This is a genomic window from Pseudomonas sp. HK3 (assembly GCF_052920985.1).
In genome coordinates, this window is sequence record NZ_JBREXD010000001.1 from 785,274 (window position 1) to 804,015 (window position 18,742).

The 18,742-nt window shown below is 45.3% G+C and carries 8 protein-coding genes and 2 pseudogenes; 3 read left to right on the top strand and 7 right to left on the bottom strand.

All coding sequences use genetic code 11. From position 1 onward, the window contains the following. Positions 1-43: 43 nt before the first annotated feature. The 3 genes from ACU6U9_RS03760 (at position 44) to ACU6U9_RS03770 (ending at position 5,057) form a co-directional block, all read left to right on the top strand. Positions 44-925 carry an FAD:protein FMN transferase gene (locus ACU6U9_RS03760; protein WP_446733738.1) on the top strand — a complete coding sequence of 294 codons (882 nt, stop codon included), beginning with the start codon at positions 44-46 and terminating at the stop codon, positions 923-925. Between the two features lie 249 nt (positions 926-1,174). Then, complete coding sequence (gene fusA / locus ACU6U9_RS03765; RefSeq protein WP_446733739.1) at positions 1,175-3,265, top strand: elongation factor G; 2,091 nt, start codon at positions 1,175-1,177, stop codon at positions 3,263-3,265. 361 nt (positions 3,266-3,626) lie between these two features. Next, positions 3,627-5,057 carry a hypothetical protein gene (locus tag ACU6U9_RS03770; RefSeq protein ID WP_446733740.1) on the top strand — a complete coding sequence of 477 codons (1,431 nt, stop codon included), beginning with the start codon at positions 3,627-3,629 and terminating at the stop codon, positions 5,055-5,057. Positions 5,058-5,244: 187 nt separating this feature from the next. Here the strand turns inward: ACU6U9_RS03770 and tuf are convergent, their stop codons facing one another. The 7 genes and pseudogenes from tuf to rplL all read right to left on the bottom strand — a co-directional run bounded on the left by tuf (position 5,245) and on the right by rplL (position 18,713). Beyond that, positions 5,245-6,468: an elongation factor Tu gene (gene tuf / locus ACU6U9_RS03775; RefSeq protein WP_446733741.1), complete on the bottom strand. Its 1,224-nt coding sequence runs from the start codon at positions 6,466-6,468 to the stop codon at positions 5,245-5,247. 24 nt (positions 6,469-6,492) lie between these two features. Continuing rightward, positions 6,493-8,587, bottom strand: a pseudogene (fusA, locus tag ACU6U9_RS03780) (elongation factor G). 18 nt (positions 8,588-8,605) lie between these two features. Beyond that, positions 8,606-9,079: a 30S ribosomal protein S7 gene (gene rpsG, locus ACU6U9_RS03785; RefSeq protein WP_446733742.1), complete on the bottom strand. Its 474-nt coding sequence runs from the start codon at positions 9,077-9,079 to the stop codon at positions 8,606-8,608. Between the two features lie 121 nt (positions 9,080-9,200). Then, entirely contained in the window at positions 9,201-9,572 is a 372-nt protein-coding gene (gene rpsL, locus ACU6U9_RS03790; protein ID WP_283788407.1) for a 30S ribosomal protein S12, read from the bottom strand. A 161-nt stretch (positions 9,573-9,733) separates the two neighbouring features. Then, positions 9,734-13,957, bottom strand: a complete 4,224-nt coding sequence (gene rpoC / locus ACU6U9_RS03795) for a DNA-directed RNA polymerase subunit beta' (protein WP_446733743.1) — start codon at positions 13,955-13,957, stop codon at positions 9,734-9,736. 75 nt (positions 13,958-14,032) lie between these two features. After that, positions 14,033-18,110, bottom strand: a pseudogene (gene rpoB / locus ACU6U9_RS03800) (DNA-directed RNA polymerase subunit beta). 237 nt (positions 18,111-18,347) lie between these two features. Continuing rightward, on the bottom strand, positions 18,348-18,713 hold the full coding sequence (rplL, locus tag ACU6U9_RS03805; protein ID WP_446733744.1) for a 50S ribosomal protein L7/L12: 366 nt from the start codon (positions 18,711-18,713) through the stop codon (positions 18,348-18,350). Positions 18,714-18,742 lie beyond the last annotated feature (29 nt).

Consider the following 18,742-nt stretch of genomic DNA (forward strand, 5'->3'; position numbering starts at 1 on the left):
CAAAGCCAGTATTTATTCGTATATTGAAATTGGAATAACAAAATTGTCTGATATTAGTACTCATTTCAACTTGCATACCTCTCTGCACCAATGCCAATTCACCGCGATGGCGAGCCCTTGCCAAGTACTAATTGACGCACCACAAACACTGGCTACCCAAGCATTATTTGAATCCATCAGCCAAGAAGCTTGGCGCATCGAAAAGAAGTTTAGCCGCTATCGTGATGACAACCTTATGCACCGTATTAATCAGCATAAGCACTGCGAACTGGACCCTGAGACTCAGTCATTATTAGAATTCGCACAACAATGCTATGAATTGAGCGATGGTCTGTTTGATGTAACATCTGGCGTCTTACGTAAAGCATGGAACTTTAAGACCATGGCCTCTCTCCCTCCACAATCAGCGATAGATGCACTACTACCCTTTATTGGCTTTAACAAAATCATTCATCACGGCAACACCCTCGAACTACCACAGGGAATGGAGATCGATTTAGGCGGCATAGGTAAAGAGTACGCGGTGGATAAGTGCTGGCAGATACTAAAACAAGCTTGTCCATATCCGTTTTTGATTAACTTTGGGGGCGATTTAAGGGTCAGCGGGGTCAGGCAAAACGGACAATCTTGGCGCAGTGGCGTTGAAAACCCCAACGGCACTCAACCAACAGCGGTCATCGACATCAAACACGGGGCGATTACGACCAGTGGCACCGCCATGCAACATTTTACTCATAACGGTGTTCGTTATGGCCACATACTAAACCCAAAAACAGGCTGGCCCGTATCAAACCCGCCATTGTCTATTACGGTTGCTGCTAATTCCTGTATTGAAGCAGGCCTTCTATCTACCCTTGCCATGCTACAAGGTGAAAATGCGAGAACTTTCCTTGAAGAACAAGAGGTTATCTTCTGGCTACAGTGATCCTTCTACATGACCTGCAAACAGTGAGTGATCGGCTACACTCAGTTCACTAAAAAGGCGATTTATTCATAGAGAATCATGCTAAGATACGGCCCCAAAATCTCCCATAGATAGCAGCTTGGGGAAATTTTAATGCATATTTGCAAATTTTCGCCCTTTAAAGGCCAATACTGCTATTTTTTTGTTCAATATCGTCGCCAAAGCCATTAAACTCTGCGGCGATTTTTACCCTGCAATGTCGAGCAAGTTATGTCAGACCTATCTAAATACAGAAATATTGGTATTTTCGCCCACGTAGATGCGGGCAAGACTACTACCACAGAACGTATCCTTAAGCTTACTGGTAAAATCCATAAGACTGGTGAGGTTCACGATGGTGAATCGACTACTGACTTCATGGAACAAGAAGCTGAGCGCGGTATTACCATCCAGTCTGCAGCGATCACCACGTTCTGGAAAGATCACCGCATGAACGTTATCGATACGCCTGGGCACGTTGACTTCACTGTTGAAGTATATCGCTCTCTTAAAGTACTAGATGGCGGCATCGGCGTATTCTGTGGTTCTGGCGGTGTTGAACCTCAATCAGAAACTAACTGGCGTTATGCGGATGAGTCGGGCGTTTCCCGTATCATCTTCGTAAACAAACTAGACCGTATCGGTGCTGACTTCCTTAAAGTTGTAGATCAAGTTGAAAATGTACTTGCTGCTAAGCCTTTAATTATGGTGCTTCCTATCGGCCGTGAAGATGACTTCGTAGGTGTTGTTGACCTACTAACTCGTAAAGCACACGTTTGGGATGACTCTGGTCTACCTGAAAACTTTGAAATCCAAGACATTCCTGCTGACATGGTAGAAGACGTTGAAATGTACCGCGAACAGTTAATCGAAACTGCGGTAGAGCAAGACGACGACCTATTGATGGCTTACATGGACGGTGAAGAGCCTTCTATGGAAGACATTAAGCGCTGTATCCGTAAAGGTACTCGTGACCTAGCCTTCTTCCCAACGTTCTGTGGTTCTGCGTTTAAGAACAAAGGCATCCAGCTTATTCTTGATGCCGTTGTAGATTACCTACCAAGCCCAACCGACGTAATTCCACAGCCGCTTACTGATGAGCTGGGTGAACCTACGGGTGAAGTCGCTACTGTATCGGTTGATGAGCCTTTCCGTGCACTTGCGTTCAAAATCATGGACGACCGTTTTGGCGCCCTAACTTTCGTACGTATTTACTCTGGTAAATTGAAGAAAGGTGACACCATCCTTAACTCGTTCACCGGTAAAACGGAACGTGTTGGTCGTATGTGTGAAATGGAAGCCGATGAGCGTAAAGAGCTAGACTCTGCTCAAGCCGGTGACATCATCGCAATCGTAGGCATGAAAAACGTTCAAACAGGTCACACTCTTTGTGATCCTAAGCATGAATGTACACTTGAAGCCATGGTATTCCCTGAGCCTGTAATCTCTATCTCTGTTACACCTAAAGATAAAGGCGGCGCTGAGAAAATGGGTATCGCCATTGGTAAAATGGTTGCAGAAGATCCTACTTTCCTTGTACACACCGATGAAGACAGTGGTCAGACCATTCTTCGTGGTATGGGTGAACTTCACCTAGATATCAAGGTAGACATTCTTAAGCGTACTTTCGGCGTTGACCTAATTGTTGGTGAACCTCAAGTTGCTTACCGTGAAACGATCACGAAAGAAATTGAAGATACTTACACGCACAAGAAACAGTCTGGTGGCTCTGGTCAGTTCGGTAAAATCGACTACCGCATCAAGCCTGGCGAGCAAAACTCTGGCTTCACATTCAGCTCTACGGTTGTGGGCGGTAACGTTCCTAAAGAATTCTTCCCAGCGATTGAGAAAGGTTTCAAAGGCATGATGAGCACGGGTGTTCTTGCTGGCTTCCCAGTACTAGACGTTGAAATCGAACTATACGACGGTGGCTTCCACGCAGTTGACTCCTCTGCTGTAGCGTTTGAATTAGCCGCTCGTGGTGCATTCCGTCAGTCTATCCCTAAAGCAGGCGCGCAACTGCTTGAACCAATCATGAAAGTTGACGTGTTCACACCTGAAGATCACGTTGGTGATGTTATCGGTGACCTTAACCGTCGTCGTGGCATGATCTCTGGTCAAGAAGCGGCGGGTTCTGGTGTACGTGTTAAAGCGGATGTACCTCTATCTGAAATGTTTGGTTACATTGGCCACCTACGTACTATGACTTCTGGTCGTGGTCAGTTCTCAATGGAATTCTCTCACTACTCTGCATGCCCTGCATCAGTATCTGAGAAAGTAATTGCAGAAGAGAAAGAGCGTCAAGCTGAAAAGAAAAAGTAATTAACGTTTACTTGAAAGCTTAAAGAAAAGGTCTCTTCGGAGGCCTTTTTTTATGCCCAAAACAACTTACTCTTTCGCTCACCCAAACATATTTATCCTTAGTAATATCTTCTTTATCTCTCCATTCGTCAAAATAAGCCAATCAGGAATACATTGATTAATTAATGTGTAATACCCAATCTTACCCATTGAAGTCACGTTTAGCATAACGTACTTTGTTCAGTAGCTGAGACAAGCAACATATCAAACCAGCTCAATGTGATGCTCGAAAACATACATATAACAATAAATAAAAATCGCTTTGCAATAGGGCCAACCGTGAACGGCGCTGCCGTATTCTGCGATGATTTCGGAGTGTTTTATGCCAACTACCCGCCGTCACGGTGACGTTCACCCAGGAGCCAAATGGGGGCCATTCACCCTACGCATCCCCTTTATTCACACACGCTTTTCATTGCCCGATTATTTACAAGGGGTTGCGGTGGCAGGTGCAACTGGCTTAGCACTTGTTCCTGTATTCACACATTTGATGGGCCTTTCGTTTGAAGAAGCGGTTATCATGGCCACTATACACAGCCTATTAATTTCACTGTCTTGGTTTGCATTTGGCGACCCTTACGCACCAGGCTGGTTAACACCTGCCGTCCCCTTCGTCATTGCTTTCCTATCGTTACCTGCCTTTCGGTTAACCGAAGGAGGGTTCGATCATGTTGTTCAATTCCAAGCCATGACCGCCATGACCTTAAACTTTTCAGCCATATTAATTTTTTTAGGCCTGACAGGATTAGGTGCCAAACTGGTTAAGTACGTGCCAAACGTATTAAAAGGCGGGATTATTTTGGGCGCCGCACTTGCTGCATTCATGCGCGTAACACAAGCAGGTGATGCGTCAAATGTATTCGAACAAGCCCCTATTGCGGGTACATTGGGTGTATTCATTTGTATGCTACTGGCATTCTCAAAACCGCTTCAGCAAAAAATGGTACACATGAAATGGCTTGCTGTTCTTGTGGGTTTAGGTTTATTACCCGGTTTCATCGTAGCCGGTTTAACCGGCTTTTTTACAAATGAATTCACTTATAACATTCGCTGGGAAATTTTAGATGTCGCAACACACAGTGTTTCGCTTTGGAACAAGGTGTCACCATTTGCTATTGGCTGGCCATCGCTTGATATGTTTTTAACGGCGCTACCGCTTTCTTTAATTACCTATGTTTTATTCTTCGGTGACTTAGTAACAGGTGACCAATTAATCGAAGAGGCACAACCCAATCGACCCGATGAAAAACTTGAAATTAACAGTACCCGCGCTCACATTGCCACCGGCATTCGTAACATCATGATGGCCATCACGACGCCTTTTTTTTCAACACAAGGCGTTATGTGGACAGGCATTCAGGTTATTCTGTTAAAACGATGGGGATTGGGTCGAGAAAAAGTGGATTCGTTCTATGATTCGATCAGCAGTTTTTATGCGCTGTTTTTTCTTCTGCCTGTGCTCTTTATTTTTCTGCCACTTGTTACACTTCTTCAGCCGTTATTGCCGCTCGCACTGGCAATCACACTAATATTAACTGGTTTTTCTTGCGCAATGCTTGCGTTGTCATTAGTCAAAGACGCCACTGAGCGAGGCGTAATGGTGGTCATTGCGATTGCCCTGTGTGTATTCCAACAACCTTGGGTGGGCATGCTTGTTGGCTTAGTGGCTGTATTTACATTACTCGGACCACGTGCATTCTCTAATCAAACGGTTGAGTTAGATTTTACCCACGAGAAAACACAAAACACATAAGTCGTTATTACAAACACATAAGGTCCATAAGGGCCTTATCATTTTTACACCATCATAACGAACTTGCACTTAACGACTGCTGCACAACTCAAAACCCCGCCTGTCAAAAAATTTACAGGCATAAAAAAAGGCCTCCGAAGAGACCTTTCCTTGTGAGCCGAAGCTCAGCGTATTGTTAAATCAACGATTACTCAGTGATTTTAGCAACAACGCCCGCACCTACAGTACGACCACCTTCACGAATCGCGAAACGTAGACCTTCGTCCATCGCGATTGGGTGAATCAATTCAACTGTTAGTTGAACGTTATCACCAGGCATTACCATTTCTACGCCTTCAGGAAGAATACACTCTCCTGTTACGTCAGTTGTACGGAAGTAGAACTGTGGACGGTAACCTTTGAAGAATGGAGTGTGACGTCCGCCTTCATCTTTACCCAACACGTATACTTCAGCTTCGAACTTAGTGTGTGGAGAGATTGAACCAGGCTTACATAGTACTTGACCACGTTGTACGTCATCACGCTTAGTACCACGTAGTAGTACACCACAGTTTTCGCCAGCACGACCTTCGTCTAGAAGCTTACGGAACATTTCAACACCGGTAACGGTTGTTTTCGTTGTGTCTTTGATACCAACGATTTCAACTTCTTCACCAGTACGTACGATTCCGCGCTCAACACGACCCGTTACTACGGTACCACGACCCTGGATAGAGAATACGTCTTCGATCGGCATGATGAATGCACCGTCGATTGCACGCTCTGGCTCTGGGATGTAGCTGTCTAGTGTTTCAAGCAGTTTCTTAACAGCTGAAGTACCAAGACCGTCAGTGTCGTCGCCATTCAATGCCATTAGTGCAGAACCTGGAACGATTGGAGTGTCGTCACCTGGGAAGTCGTACTCAGATAGTAGGTCACGCAGTTCCATGTCTACTAGTTCTAGCATTTCTTCGTATTCTTCTGTACCAAAACCACCACAATCTTCTGCAAGTAGGTCAGCTTTGTTTAGGAATACAACGATGTATGGTACACCAACCTGACGAGATAGTAGGATGTGCTCACGAGTCTGAGGCATAGGGCCGTCAGTTGCGCCACATACTAGGATCGCGCCGTCCATTTGCGCAGCACCAGTGATCATGTTTTTAACATAATCCGCGTGTCCTGGGCAATCTACGTGTGCGTAGTGACGGTCAGTTGTTTCATATTCAACGTGAGAAGTTGCGATAGTAATACCACGCTCACGTTCTTCTGGGGCGTTATCGATGTTTGCGAAATCTACCGCTTTACCACCGAAAACTTCTGCTGCAACACGAGTTAGTGCTGCTGTTAGCGTAGTCTTACCGTGGTCAACGTGGCCAATTGTGCCTACGTTTACGTGCGGTTTGTTACGCTCAAATTGTTCCTTAGCCATAATAGACCTCTTTAGTTCGCTTAATTAGGCTTTGTTAATTACAGCTTCGGCGACATTAGTTGGCGCTTCAGCGTATTTGTTAAATTCCATGGCGTACGTTGCACGACCCTGGGAGGCAGAACGTAGATCGGTTGCATAACCGAACATTTCCGCCAATGGAACCTCTGCAGTCACCACTTTACCGGATGGACTATCGTCCATACCTTGGATGAGACCACGACGACGGTTCAAATCTCCAACAACGTCACCCATGTAATCTTCAGGGGTCACGATTTCTACAGACATAATAGGCTCAAGTAAGGCTGGCTTGCCTTCTTGCGCTAACTTTTTTGTGGCCATAGAAGCGGCGATTTTAAACGCCATTTCATTGGAGTCAACATCATGGAATGACCCATCATGTAGAGTAGCGCGCAGACCTAGAAGAGGATAACCGGCAAGGATACCGTTCTTCATTTGTTCTTCGATACCTTTCTGCACTGCTGGAATGTATTCACGAGGAATAACACCACCAACAACTTCATTTACGAATTCCAGTTCTTCGCCGTCAGTCGGCTCAAACTTGATGACAACATGACCATACTGACCACGACCACCAGATTGCTTCGCAAATTTATAATTGATATCGCAAGGCACTGTGATGCACTCACGGTAAGCCACTTGTGGTTTACCTATGTTCGCTTCAACACTGAATTCACGCTTCATACGGTCAATCAACACGTCTAGGTGAAGCTCACCCATACCTGAGATTATGGTTTGACCGGTTTCAACGTCCGTTTCAACACGGAAAGATGGATCTTCTTGAGCAAGCTTGCCCAATGCAACACCCATTTTTTCTTGGTCCGCGGTTGACCTTGGTTCAACAGCTACTGAAATTACCGGCTCTGGAAATTCCATGCGCTCAAGGGTAATTTTATGTTTGATATCACACAGGGTTTCACCTGTTGTCACATCTTTCAAGCCAATAGCCGCTGCGATATCGCCTGCGCGTACTTCTTTGATTTCTTCGCGGTTGTTTGCATGCATTTGCACCATGCGACCAATACGTTCTTTTTTATGTTTAATTGGGTTGTAAACACTGTCACCAGTATTTAGAACTCCGGAATAAACACGAATAAAGGTTAGCGTACCTACGAATGGGTCGGTGGCGATTTTAAATGCAAGCGCAGAGAACGGTGCTTCATCAGATGCTTCACGAACCGCTGGGGTTTCGTCTTTATCATCTAAAACACCTTCAATCGCTTTAACTTCTGTCGGCGAAGGGAGGTATTCAATAACAGCATCAAGTACTGCTTGAACACCTTTATTTTTGAATGCACTACCGCAAGCCACTAGTACGATTTCATTAGCAAGGGTTTGCTTACGCAAAGCCGCTTTGATTTCCTCAACCGATAACTCACCTTCTTCAAGGTATTTATCCATTAATTCTTCAGAAGCTTCAGCTGCTGCATCGAGTAGGTTTTCGCGGTGTTCATTGGCAGTATCGAGCAGATCCGCTGGGATGTCTTCCAATCTGAAAGTCATACCTTGGTCTTCTTCATTCCACATGATGGCCTTCATTAAAACAAGGTCAATCACGCCTTTGAAGTCGTCTTCAGCGCCAATGTTAATTTGGATAGGCACCGCGTTAGCACCAAGACGTTTTTTAAGTTGATCGACAACCATAAAAAAGTCAGCGCCGGCGCGGTCCATTTTGTTTACGAAGACCATGCGAGGCACTTCGTATTTGTTAGCTTGTCGCCAAACGGTTTCCGTGTTGTGGCTGAACACCAGACGATCCGCACAACACCACTACCGCACCATCTAACACACGTAATGAACGCTCTACCTCAATGGTAAAGTCTACGTGTCCAGGGGTATCGATAATGTTAATGCGATGCTGGTCGAATTGCTTGCTCATGCCCGACCAGAAACAGGTGGTGGCAGCAGAGGTGATAGTAATACCACGCTCTTGCTCTTGTTCCATCCAGTCCATGGTCGCCGCGCCATCATGTACTTCACCGATCTTATGAGAAAGACCGGTATAAAAAAGTACACGTTCCGTAGTCGTGGTTTTACCCGCGTCTACGTGAGCGCATATACCGATATTACGGTAGCGATTAATTGGAGTAGTACGTGCCACTTACCCGTCCTTAAAACCTTAGAAACGATAGTGAGAGAATGCTTTGTTGGCTTCAGCCATACGGTGCACATCTTCACGCTTCTTGATCGCAGCGCCTTTACCTTCAGCAGCATCTAGCAATTCGTTAGCTAGTCGCATACCCATGGATTTTTCACCACGCTTACGAGCGGCTTCTACGATCCAACGCATTGAAAGCGCCATACGACGAGAAGGACGTACTTCTACAGGTACTTGATACGTTGCACCACCAACACGGCGAGATTTAACCTCAACCATTGGCTGTACAGCTTCAAGCGCCTTTTCGAATAATTCAACTGGGTCGGCGTCTTTATTACGCTCGGCCATTTTATCCAATGCACCGTAAACAATTTTTTCGGCGATTGATTTTTTACCACTTTCCATGACCATATTCATGAACTTAGCTAGCGTTAGGTTACCAAATTTTGGATCTGGTAATATCTCACGCTTAGCGGCGACGCGTCTTCTTGGCATCTGATAAGCCTCTTCTTCAGGAGTACATGAGCAAACCAACGAAATTGTGGGCTCAACCTTACTCTTATCTTTAATTTTGACGTCTACTAAGTAGACCCATTAAGTATTAACTTAATGAGAATTACTTAGGACGCTTAGCACCGTACTTAGAACGGGCTTGCTTACGATTGCTTACGCCTGCACAGTCAAGTGCACCACGAACGGTGTGATAACGCACACCAGGCAAGTCTTTTACACGACCGCCGCGAATCAGCACAACACTGTGCTCTTGTAAGTTATGACCTTCACCACCGATGTAGGAAGATACTTCAAAGCCGTTGGTCAAGCGAACACGACAAACCTTACGTAATGCAGAGTTAGGCTTCTTAGGTGTGGTGGTATATACACGGGTACATACGCCACGACGCTGAGGACAAGCCTGCAATGCGCGAACGTCAGATTTCGCAACTTGACGCTTACGAGGCTTACGAACCAATTGATTGATCGTTGCCATTAGTAAACTCCAATGAGTAAATACAAAAACGTCAGATGCAACTGCACCTGACGCAGGGGGCCGAAGTCTAATCACTGTCTAGATTAGAGTCAAGAAAGGCGTGCAATAAATGCACACCTTTCTTTAAAAGCTAAAGCCATAAGCCCTAGCTAGATTCCACATTAAATGTTGTCTTTTAATGCTTCAGACAATGCCGCTTCGACGTCGTCAGCGCTCACGCTTGGTGCAGTTAGAGGTTTCAACTTATCGTTTTCACGCTCTTCACGTTTGCGTTTACGCTCGCTGTGATAGGAAAGACCGGTACCAGCTGGTATCAGACGACCTACTACAACGTTTTCTTTCAGACCACGTAAATGATCTCGCTTACCCGTTACCGAGCCTTCAGTCAGTACGCGCGTCGTTTCTTGGAACGATGCCGCTGAGATGAAAGATTCAGTCGCAAGAGAGGCTTTAGTAATACCTAGTAGCTGACGTTGACCTTTCGCAGGAAATTTATCCTGTGCGTTCAATGCCGCATTTTGCGCAACATAATCAGAGAATTCGACCTGATCACCTTGAATAAAGTTGGTATCACCTGAGTCATTAACTTCAATTTTACGCAACATCTGACGAATGATCGTTTCAATGTGCTTATCGTTAATGCCTACGCCTTGCAGACGGTAAACTTCTTGTACTTCGTTGGTGATGTAAACCGCTAGTTCACTAACACCTAGTAGACGAAGGATGTCGTGTGGGTTTAACGGGCCATCAGAGATAACCTCGCCTCGCTCAACACTTTCACCTTCGAATACGTTCATGTGACGCCATTTAGGGATTAACTCTTCGTATGGTTCTGAACCATCTTTAGGCGTAATCACTAAACGTTTCTTACCTTTGGTCTCTTTACCAAAGCCGATAACACCTGACATCTCTGCAAGAATTGCAGGTTCTTTAGGCTTACGAGCTTCAAACAAGTCCGCTACGCGCGGTAGACCACCGGTGATGTCCTTGTTACCAGATGATTCTTGTGGAATACGTGCAATCGCATCACCCACTTTCACATCAGAGCCATTCTCATGGTTTACCATGGAATTAGCTGGCAATAGGTATTGCGCTGGAGTGGTGGTACCAGGGAAGTTAATGTCTTCACCCTTCGCATCAACCAACTTAACCATTGGACGAATATCTTTACCTGCCGCTGGGCGGGTCGTTGGATCCATAACCTGAATAGTAGAAAGGCCCGTTAGCTCATCTGTTTGACGAGTAATGGTAATGCCTTCTTCTAGACCAACAAACTCAATACGACCACCTACTTCTGTGATGATTGGGTGAGTGTGCGGATCCCAAGATGCGATCTTCTGTCCAGCTTCGACTTTAGAGCCGTCTTTAGACGTTACAACTGCACCATAAGGTAGTTTGTATAGCTCTCGCTCACGACCAAATTCATCGGCAATAGCGATGGCGCTAGAACGAGATACCAGTACTAATGCACCGTCTTCACGTTCTACTGTCTTCATGTTGTGAAGACGAACCGTACCAGCATTCTTAATTTGAACACTATCGATAGCCGTTGCACGTGATGCCGCACCACCGATGTGGAACGTACGCATGGTTAGCTGTGTACCTGGCTCACCGATGGACTGTGCAGCAATAACACCAACCGCTTCACCTTGGTTAACAAGATGACCACGAGCTAGGTCACGACCATAACAAGCGGCACAAATACCATACTTAGTTACACAAGTAATAGGAGAGCGTGCTTTTAGCTCATCGATGCTAGCAGCTTCGATAATCTCAACCCATTTCTCATCGATTAACGTACCCGCTGGTACAACTACTTGATCAGCAGTACCTGGCTTAATTACATCTTCGGCAACAACACGACCAAGAATTCGAGTACCTAGTGGAACAACAACGTCGCCGCCTTCAATAAGAGGCGTCATCATTAGACCTTCTGTGGTACCACAATCGTTTTGTGTCACTACTACGTCTTGCGCTACGTCAACAAGACGACGAGTTAGATAACCCGAGTTTGCTGTTTTCAATGCGGTATCCGCAAGACCCTTACGCGCACCGTGAGTAGAGGTAAAGTACTGAAGTACTGATAGACCTTCACGGAAGTTTGCAGTGATCGGCGTTTCGATGATCGAGCCATCCGGCTTGGCCATCAAACCACGCATACCCGCTAACTGACGAATCTGAGCTGGGCTACCACGAGCACCTGAGTCGGCCATCATGTAAACACTGTTGAACGATTCTTGGTCAACAATGTTACCGTCGCGGTCTTCAACTTCGTCTGTACCTAAGTTGTCCATCATGGCTTTCGCAACTAATTCATTAGCGCGGGACCAGATATCCACAACTTTGTTATATTTTTCACCTTGCGTTACCAAACCAGAAGCAAATTGATCTTCGATCTCTTTTACTTGGCCTTGTGCTTCACCAATGATCTTGGCTTTTGCATCAGGAATAACGAAGTCATTTACACCGATAGATGCACCTGATGTCGTTGCATATTGGAAACCGGTATACATAATTTGGTCAGCAAATACGACCGTGTCTTTTAGACCACAGTTACGGTAAGCCATATCTAGAAGCTTAGAAATTGCTTTCTTCTTCATTGCTTGGTTAACCGCTTCAAACGGAATGCCGTTCGGGACAATATCAAACAAGATGGCACGACCAACGGTCGTATCTTCAACATTTGTTGTTGTCACTTCGCTACCGTCTTCTGCATACAAAGTTTGAGTAATACGCACTTTGACTTTTGCATGAAGTTCAGCTTGGCCAGTACGATAAGCGCGCTGTACTTCTTTGATATCAGAGAAGATAGAACCTTCACCAGTTGCATTTACTCGATCACGAGTCATGTAGTACAGACCCAGTACAACGTCCTGAGATGGTACGATGATCGGATCACCATTCGCAGGCGATAGAACGTTGTTGGTAGACATCATTAACGCACGCGCTTCTAACTGAGCTTCGGTTGTTAATGGAACGTGTACCGCCATTTGGTCACCATCGAAATCGGCGTTGTATGCCGCACATACTAACGGGTGAAGCTGAATCGCTTTACCTTCAATTAGTAGTGGTTCGAATGCCTGGATACCTAGTCTGTGAAGTGTTGGCGCACGGTTAAGCATCACTGGGTGTTCACGGATGACTTCATCCAAGATATCCCAAACAACGGCTTCTTCACGTTCAACCATTTTCTTAGCGGCTTTGATGGTTGTGGCTAAACCACGGTGCTCAAGCTTGCTAAAAATAAATGGTTTAAATAATTCAAGTGCCATCTTCTTAGGAAGACCACACTGGTGTAAGCGCAAGTATGGGCCTACGGTAATTACAGAACGACCTGAGTAATCTACACGTTTACCAAGTAAGTTCTGACGGAAACGACCTTGCTTACCCTTGATCATATCGGCAAGAGATTTAAGCGGACGTTTGTTAGAACCAGTAATAGCACGACCACGACGACCGTTATCTAATAACGCATCTACAGACTCTTGCAGCATACGCTTTTCGTTACGTACGATGATGTCTGGAGCATTAAGCTCAAGAAGACGTTTTAGACGGTTGTTACGGTTGATTACACGACGATATAAATCGTTCAAATCAGATGTGGCAAAACGGCCACCATCCAAAGGTACTAGCGGACGAAGATCAGGCGGCAGTACAGGCAGTACTGTCATAACCATCCATTTAGGATCGTTACCTGACTTATGGAACGCTTCTAGCAACTTAAGACGCTTAGAAATTTTCTTCAGCTTAGTCTCTGAGTTAGTTGCAGGAATTTGCTCACGCAAATCTTGCACTTCGTGCTCAAGATCGATATCGGCTAAAAGGGCTTGAACGGCTTCAGCACCCATTTTAGCGTCGAACTCGTCACCGAACTCTTCGATTGCTTCATAGTATTGCTCATCGTTCAACAGCTGACCTTTCTCAAGAGTGGTCATGCCCGGATCGATTACAACAAATGATTCGTAGTAAAGAATACGCTCGATGTCACGTAGCGTCATATCTAGCATTAAACCAATACGTGATGGTAATGATTTAAGGAACCAAATGTGCGCAACAGGAGACGCTAGGTCGATATGACCCATACGCTCACGACGTACTTTAGCAAGCGTTACTTCAACACCACACTTCTCACAGATTACTCCGCGGTGCTTAAGACGCTTATATTTTCCACACAAGCATTCGTAGTCTTTAATCGGACCGAAAATACGAGAGCAGAACAAACCATCACGTTCAGGTTTGAACGTACGATAGTTAATTGTTTCTGGTTTTTTAACTTCACCAAACGACCATGAACGAATCATGTCGGGTGAAGCAAGGCCAATTCGAATTGAGTCGAATTCTTCAGCCTGAGACTCTTTGCGTAGCAAATTTAATAAGTCTTTCATCTGCCTTTAGCTCCTAGCGGAGTTAATAACCGCGGGCCGAAACCCGCGTCCTTTATCTGATATAGGATCAGAGCCTTATTCGTTCTCAAGCTCGATATGAATACCGAGAGAACGAATTTCTTTAACCAATACGTTAAAGGACTCAGGCATACCCGGTTCCATACGATGATCACCGTCCACAATGTTTTTATACATTTTGGTACGACCTTGAACATCATCGGATTTAACGGTTAGCATTTCCTGGAGCGTATATGCAGCACCGTATGCTTCTAGTGCCCACACTTCCATCTCACCGAAACGCTGACCACCGAATTGCGCTTTACCGCCAAGTGGTTGCTGAGTTACCAAACTGTAAGAACCAGTAGAACGAGCGTGCATTTTATCGTCTACCAAGTGGTTCAATTTCAGCATATACATGTAGCCAACGGTAACAGGTCGATCAAATTTCTCGCCTGTGCGACCGTCGAATAGCGATACTTGACCAGAGTCAGGAATACCCGCTAATTTCAACATTTGCTTCAGTTCAGTTTCTCTTGCACCATCAAACGCTGGTGTTGCCATAGGCACACCTTTACGCAGGTTGCCGGCTAGCTCTAAAATTTCCGCATCATTAAAGCTATCAAGGTCTTCTTGAATCACTTCGTCGCTGTGGTTATAGATCTTGCCTAAGAAGTCACGAATATCGATAACAGCACGCTGCTGTTTGATCATTTCGTCAATCTTTTCACCCAAGCCTTTAGCTGCCATACCCATATGCGTTTCTAGGATCTGCCCCACGTTCATACGTGACGGTACACCTAGCGGGTTCAGTACGATATCAACCGCAACACCCTTCTCATCATATGGCATGTCTTCAACTGGCATGATCGCTGAGATAACACCTTTGTTACCGTGACGACCGGCCATTTTATCACCAGGCTGGATCTTCCGCTTAATGGCTAGGTAAACCTTAACGATCTTAAGAACGCCAGGTGCCAAGTCATCACCGGTTTGTAGTTTTTTCTTCTTATCTTCGAACTTCTCGTCAAGCTCTTTACGACGCTCTTCAAGGGCTTCTTCAGCACGCTCAAGTAGCTCTGCTGCCGCTTCGTCTTGTGGACGAATCTTGAACCATTCGCTGTGGGCTAAACCTGCTAAGTATTCAGCGGATAAGACATCACCTTTTGCAAGACCAGGAGCCGCTGCAACCGTTAGACCGGTTAAAGTGCGAGCTAAACGTTCGAATGTCGCTTCTTCAACGATACGGAATTCTTCGTTTAAATCCTTACGAACTTGATCAAGTTGAGACTTCTCAATATCACGAGCACGCTGGTCTTTTTCTACGCCATCACGGGTGAACACTTGTACATCGATGATCGTACCTGTGGTACCCGTCTTAACACGTAAAGAGGTATCTTTTACGTCAGACGCTTTTTCACCAAAGATAGCGCGTAGTAGTTTTTCTTCCGGCGTAAGCTGGGTTTCACCTTTAGGTGTCACTTTACCTACTAGGATATCACCAGGGTTCACTTCAGCACCGATATAAACGATACCGGACTCATCCAGTTTGCCTAACGCAGATTCACCTACGTTTGGAATATCCGCAGAAATTTCTTCAGGCCCTAACTTAGTATCACGAGCAACACAGGTTAGCTCTTGGATATGGATCGTCGTTAAACGATCTTGCTGGGCAACATTCTCAGACAACAAGATGGAGTCTTCGTAGTTGTAACCATTCCAAGGCATAAACGCGATGCGCATGTTTTGACCAAGCGCTAGCTCACCTAAGTCAACAGATGGGCCGTCGGCCATAATATCGCCACGTACAACCGCATCACCTTGACGAACCAAAGGCTTTTGGTTGATACAAGTATTTTGGTTAGAACGGGTATATTTTGTTAAATTGTAAATATCAACGCCCGCTTCACCAGCCTGAATCTCATCATCGCTTACGCGAACAACGATACGACTAGCATCAACAGTGTCGATAACACCACCACGCTTAGCGACAACACATACGCCGGAATCGCGAGCTACGTTGCTCTCGATACCCGTACCCACTAATGGCTTCTCAGCAACTAATGTTGGTACAGCCTGACGCTGCATGTTCGATCCCATCAATGCGCGGTTAGCATCATCGTGTTCTAAGAACGGAATCAAAGAGGCCGCCACAGAGATAACCTGTTGTGGAGATACATCCATCAAAGTTACGTTTTCTGGTGGGGTTACTGTAAATTCATTTTTGTGACGAACACTGATCAGGTCACCAGTTAACTTACCATTATCATCACGCGGCGCTGACGCCTGTGCGATAACATAGTTGGATTCGTTAATGGCAGACAAGTACATGATATCGTCCGTTACCGTACCGTCGGTCACTTTACGATATGGCGTTTCTAAGAAACCATATTCGTTTGTACGCGCATAAGTAGATAACGAGTTAATCAGACCAATGTTTGGACCTTCAGGTGTTTCGATAGGACATACACGACCATAGTGAGTCGCATGAACATCTCGAACTTCAAAACCAGCACGTTCACGAGTAAGACCGCCGGGTCCTAATGCAGAGATACGACGCTTGTGAGTCACTTCTGAAAGCGGGTTGTTTTGGTCCATGAACTGAGACAGCTGAGATGAACCAAAGAATTCTTTGATTGCAGCGGCAACTGGTTTAGCGTTGATTAAATCCTGAGGCATAAGGCCTTCAGATTCAGCCATTGATAAACGTTCACGTACAGCACGCTCAACACGTACTAGACCAACACGGAATTGGTTTTCGGCCATTGTCACCAACAGAACGAATACGACGGTTACCCAAGTGATCGATATCGTCCACTTCGCCTTTACCGTTACGAATATCAATTAAGCCTTTCAGCACATCGATAATGTCGTTGTTGCTAAGGGTGCCAGAACCTTCAACTTCTTCACGGCCTAAACGGCGGTTGAACTTCATACGACCTACAGCGGATAAGTCATAACGTTCGTCGGTGAAGAATAAGTTTTCAAATAAGCCTTCGGCAGATTCTTTCGTTGGTGGCTCGCCAGGACGCATCATACGATAGATCTCCACAAGCGCTTCTAGGCGTGTGCGAGATGGGTCTATACGTAATGTATCAGAGATGAAAGCACCACAATCTAGTTCGTTGCTGTAGATAGTCTCAACTTCTTTGATACCTGCGGCAACAATTTGCTCAAGTAATTCAACAGTAATTTCACTGTTACACTCAGCAATTAATTCACCAGTTGATGGATCAACGATATCTTTCGCGATCACTTTGCCATAGAAGTATTCAGACGGTACTTCTAGGCTCTTCATGCCTTCTTTTTCCATCTGACGAATGTGACGCGCCGTAATACGACGACCTTCTTCAACAATCACATTGCCTTTAGGATCTTTCATATCGAAAGAGGCTGTTTCACCACGTAAACGCTCTGGAATAAGCTCTAAGCGAACCGCTTCGCCATCGATTTCGAATTTATCGTTATCGAAGAACATTTCCAAAATTTGGCCTGTTTCAAAGCCAAGCGCACGTAAAAGAATAGTTGCAGGCAATTTACGACGACGGTCAATACGTGCGTAAACTAAATCTTTAGGGTCGAATTCAAAATCCAACCATGAACCACGGTAAGGGATCACACGGGCGCTATACAACAGCTTACCTGATGAGTGAGTCTTACCTTTATCATGATCGTAGAAAACGCCAGGAGAGCGATGAAGCTGAGATACGATAACTCGCTCTGTACCATTGATAATGAAAGTACCATTATCCGTCATCAAAGGCATTTCACCCATGTACACTTCTTGCTCTTTGATGTCTTTAATTGCTTTGTTCGATGAGTCTTTATCATAAATGATCAGACGCACTTTTACGCGTAGCGGTGCCGCATAGGTCACGCCGCGTAACATACATTCTTTTTCATCGAAAACAGGCACACCAAGACGATAACTTACGTACTCTAGTGCGGCACTGCCACTGTAACTTACAATCGGAAAGACTGATTTAAATGCAGCATGAAGACCTATGTCTACACGAGCATCAACCTGCTTGTCCGCCTGTAAATAACTTCTGTATGAATCTAATTGAATAGCAAGCAGATAGGGGACGTCCATCACCCTTGGCAGCTTACCAAAATCCTTACGGATTCGTTTTTTCTCTGTATAAGAGTACGCCATCAGCAATCCCCAGCTGTATCACCTAGACTAAGACCTTAAAAAAGATCTTGTAATATGGGTCTAAAACCCCGCGCGTTGGCTTAAAAAAGCCGCCGACTGGCTAAATTGGACTAACAACAAACTACTAGACAACTCAACACAGAACGGAAAAAGGCCGGCGGACAATAGCCCACCAGCCAGTGTGCAACTAAATAACTTAGCGCCTCACTTTATGCAATGCAAGAATCAATCTTAAGATTACTTAAGTTCAACCGTTGCACCAGCAGCTTCAAGCTTAGCTTTAAGCTCTTCTGCTTCTTCTTTAGATGCGCCTTCACGGATAGCTGAAGGAACGCCGTCAACCATGCCTTTCGCTTCTTTAAGACCAAGGCCAGTCGCTTCGCGAACTGCTTTGATTACGTTAACTTTCTTCTCGCCAATGGCAGTAAGCATAACGTCAAATTCAGATTGCTCAGCAGCAGCTTCACCAGCAGCAGCAGGTCCTGCAGCAGCAACAGCAGCCGTTACGCCGAATTTTTCTTCCATTGCTTCGATTAAAGCAACAACATCTGTTACAGACATTTCAGCAACAGCGTTTAAGATATCTTCTTGAGAGATAGCCATTTTTAAATACCTAACTTATGGGGCACAAA

Bases quoted from the DNA above. Each gene is read 5' to 3' on its own strand.
- tuf (WP_446733741.1), bottom strand. From the start codon at position 6,468: ATGGCTAAGGAACAATTTGAGCGTAACAAACCGCACGTAAACGTAGGC.
- rpsL (WP_283788407.1), bottom strand. From the start codon at position 9,572: ATGGCAACGATCAATCAATTGGTTCGTAAGCCTCGTAAGCGTCAAGTT.
- rplL (WP_446733744.1), bottom strand. From the start codon at position 18,713: ATGGCTATCTCTCAAGAAGATATCTTAAACGCTGTTGCTGAAATGTCT.
- rpsG (WP_446733742.1), bottom strand. From the start codon at position 9,079: ATGCCAAGAAGACGCGTCGCCGCTAAGCGTGAGATATTACCAGATCCA.
- fusA (WP_446733739.1), top strand. From the start codon at position 1,175: ATGTCAGACCTATCTAAATACAGAAATATTGGTATTTTCGCCCACGTA.
- ACU6U9_RS03770 (WP_446733740.1), top strand. From the start codon at position 3,627: ATGCCAACTACCCGCCGTCACGGTGACGTTCACCCAGGAGCCAAATGG.
- rpoC (WP_446733743.1), bottom strand. From the start codon at position 13,957: ATGAAAGACTTATTAAATTTGCTACGCAAAGAGTCTCAGGCTGAAGAA.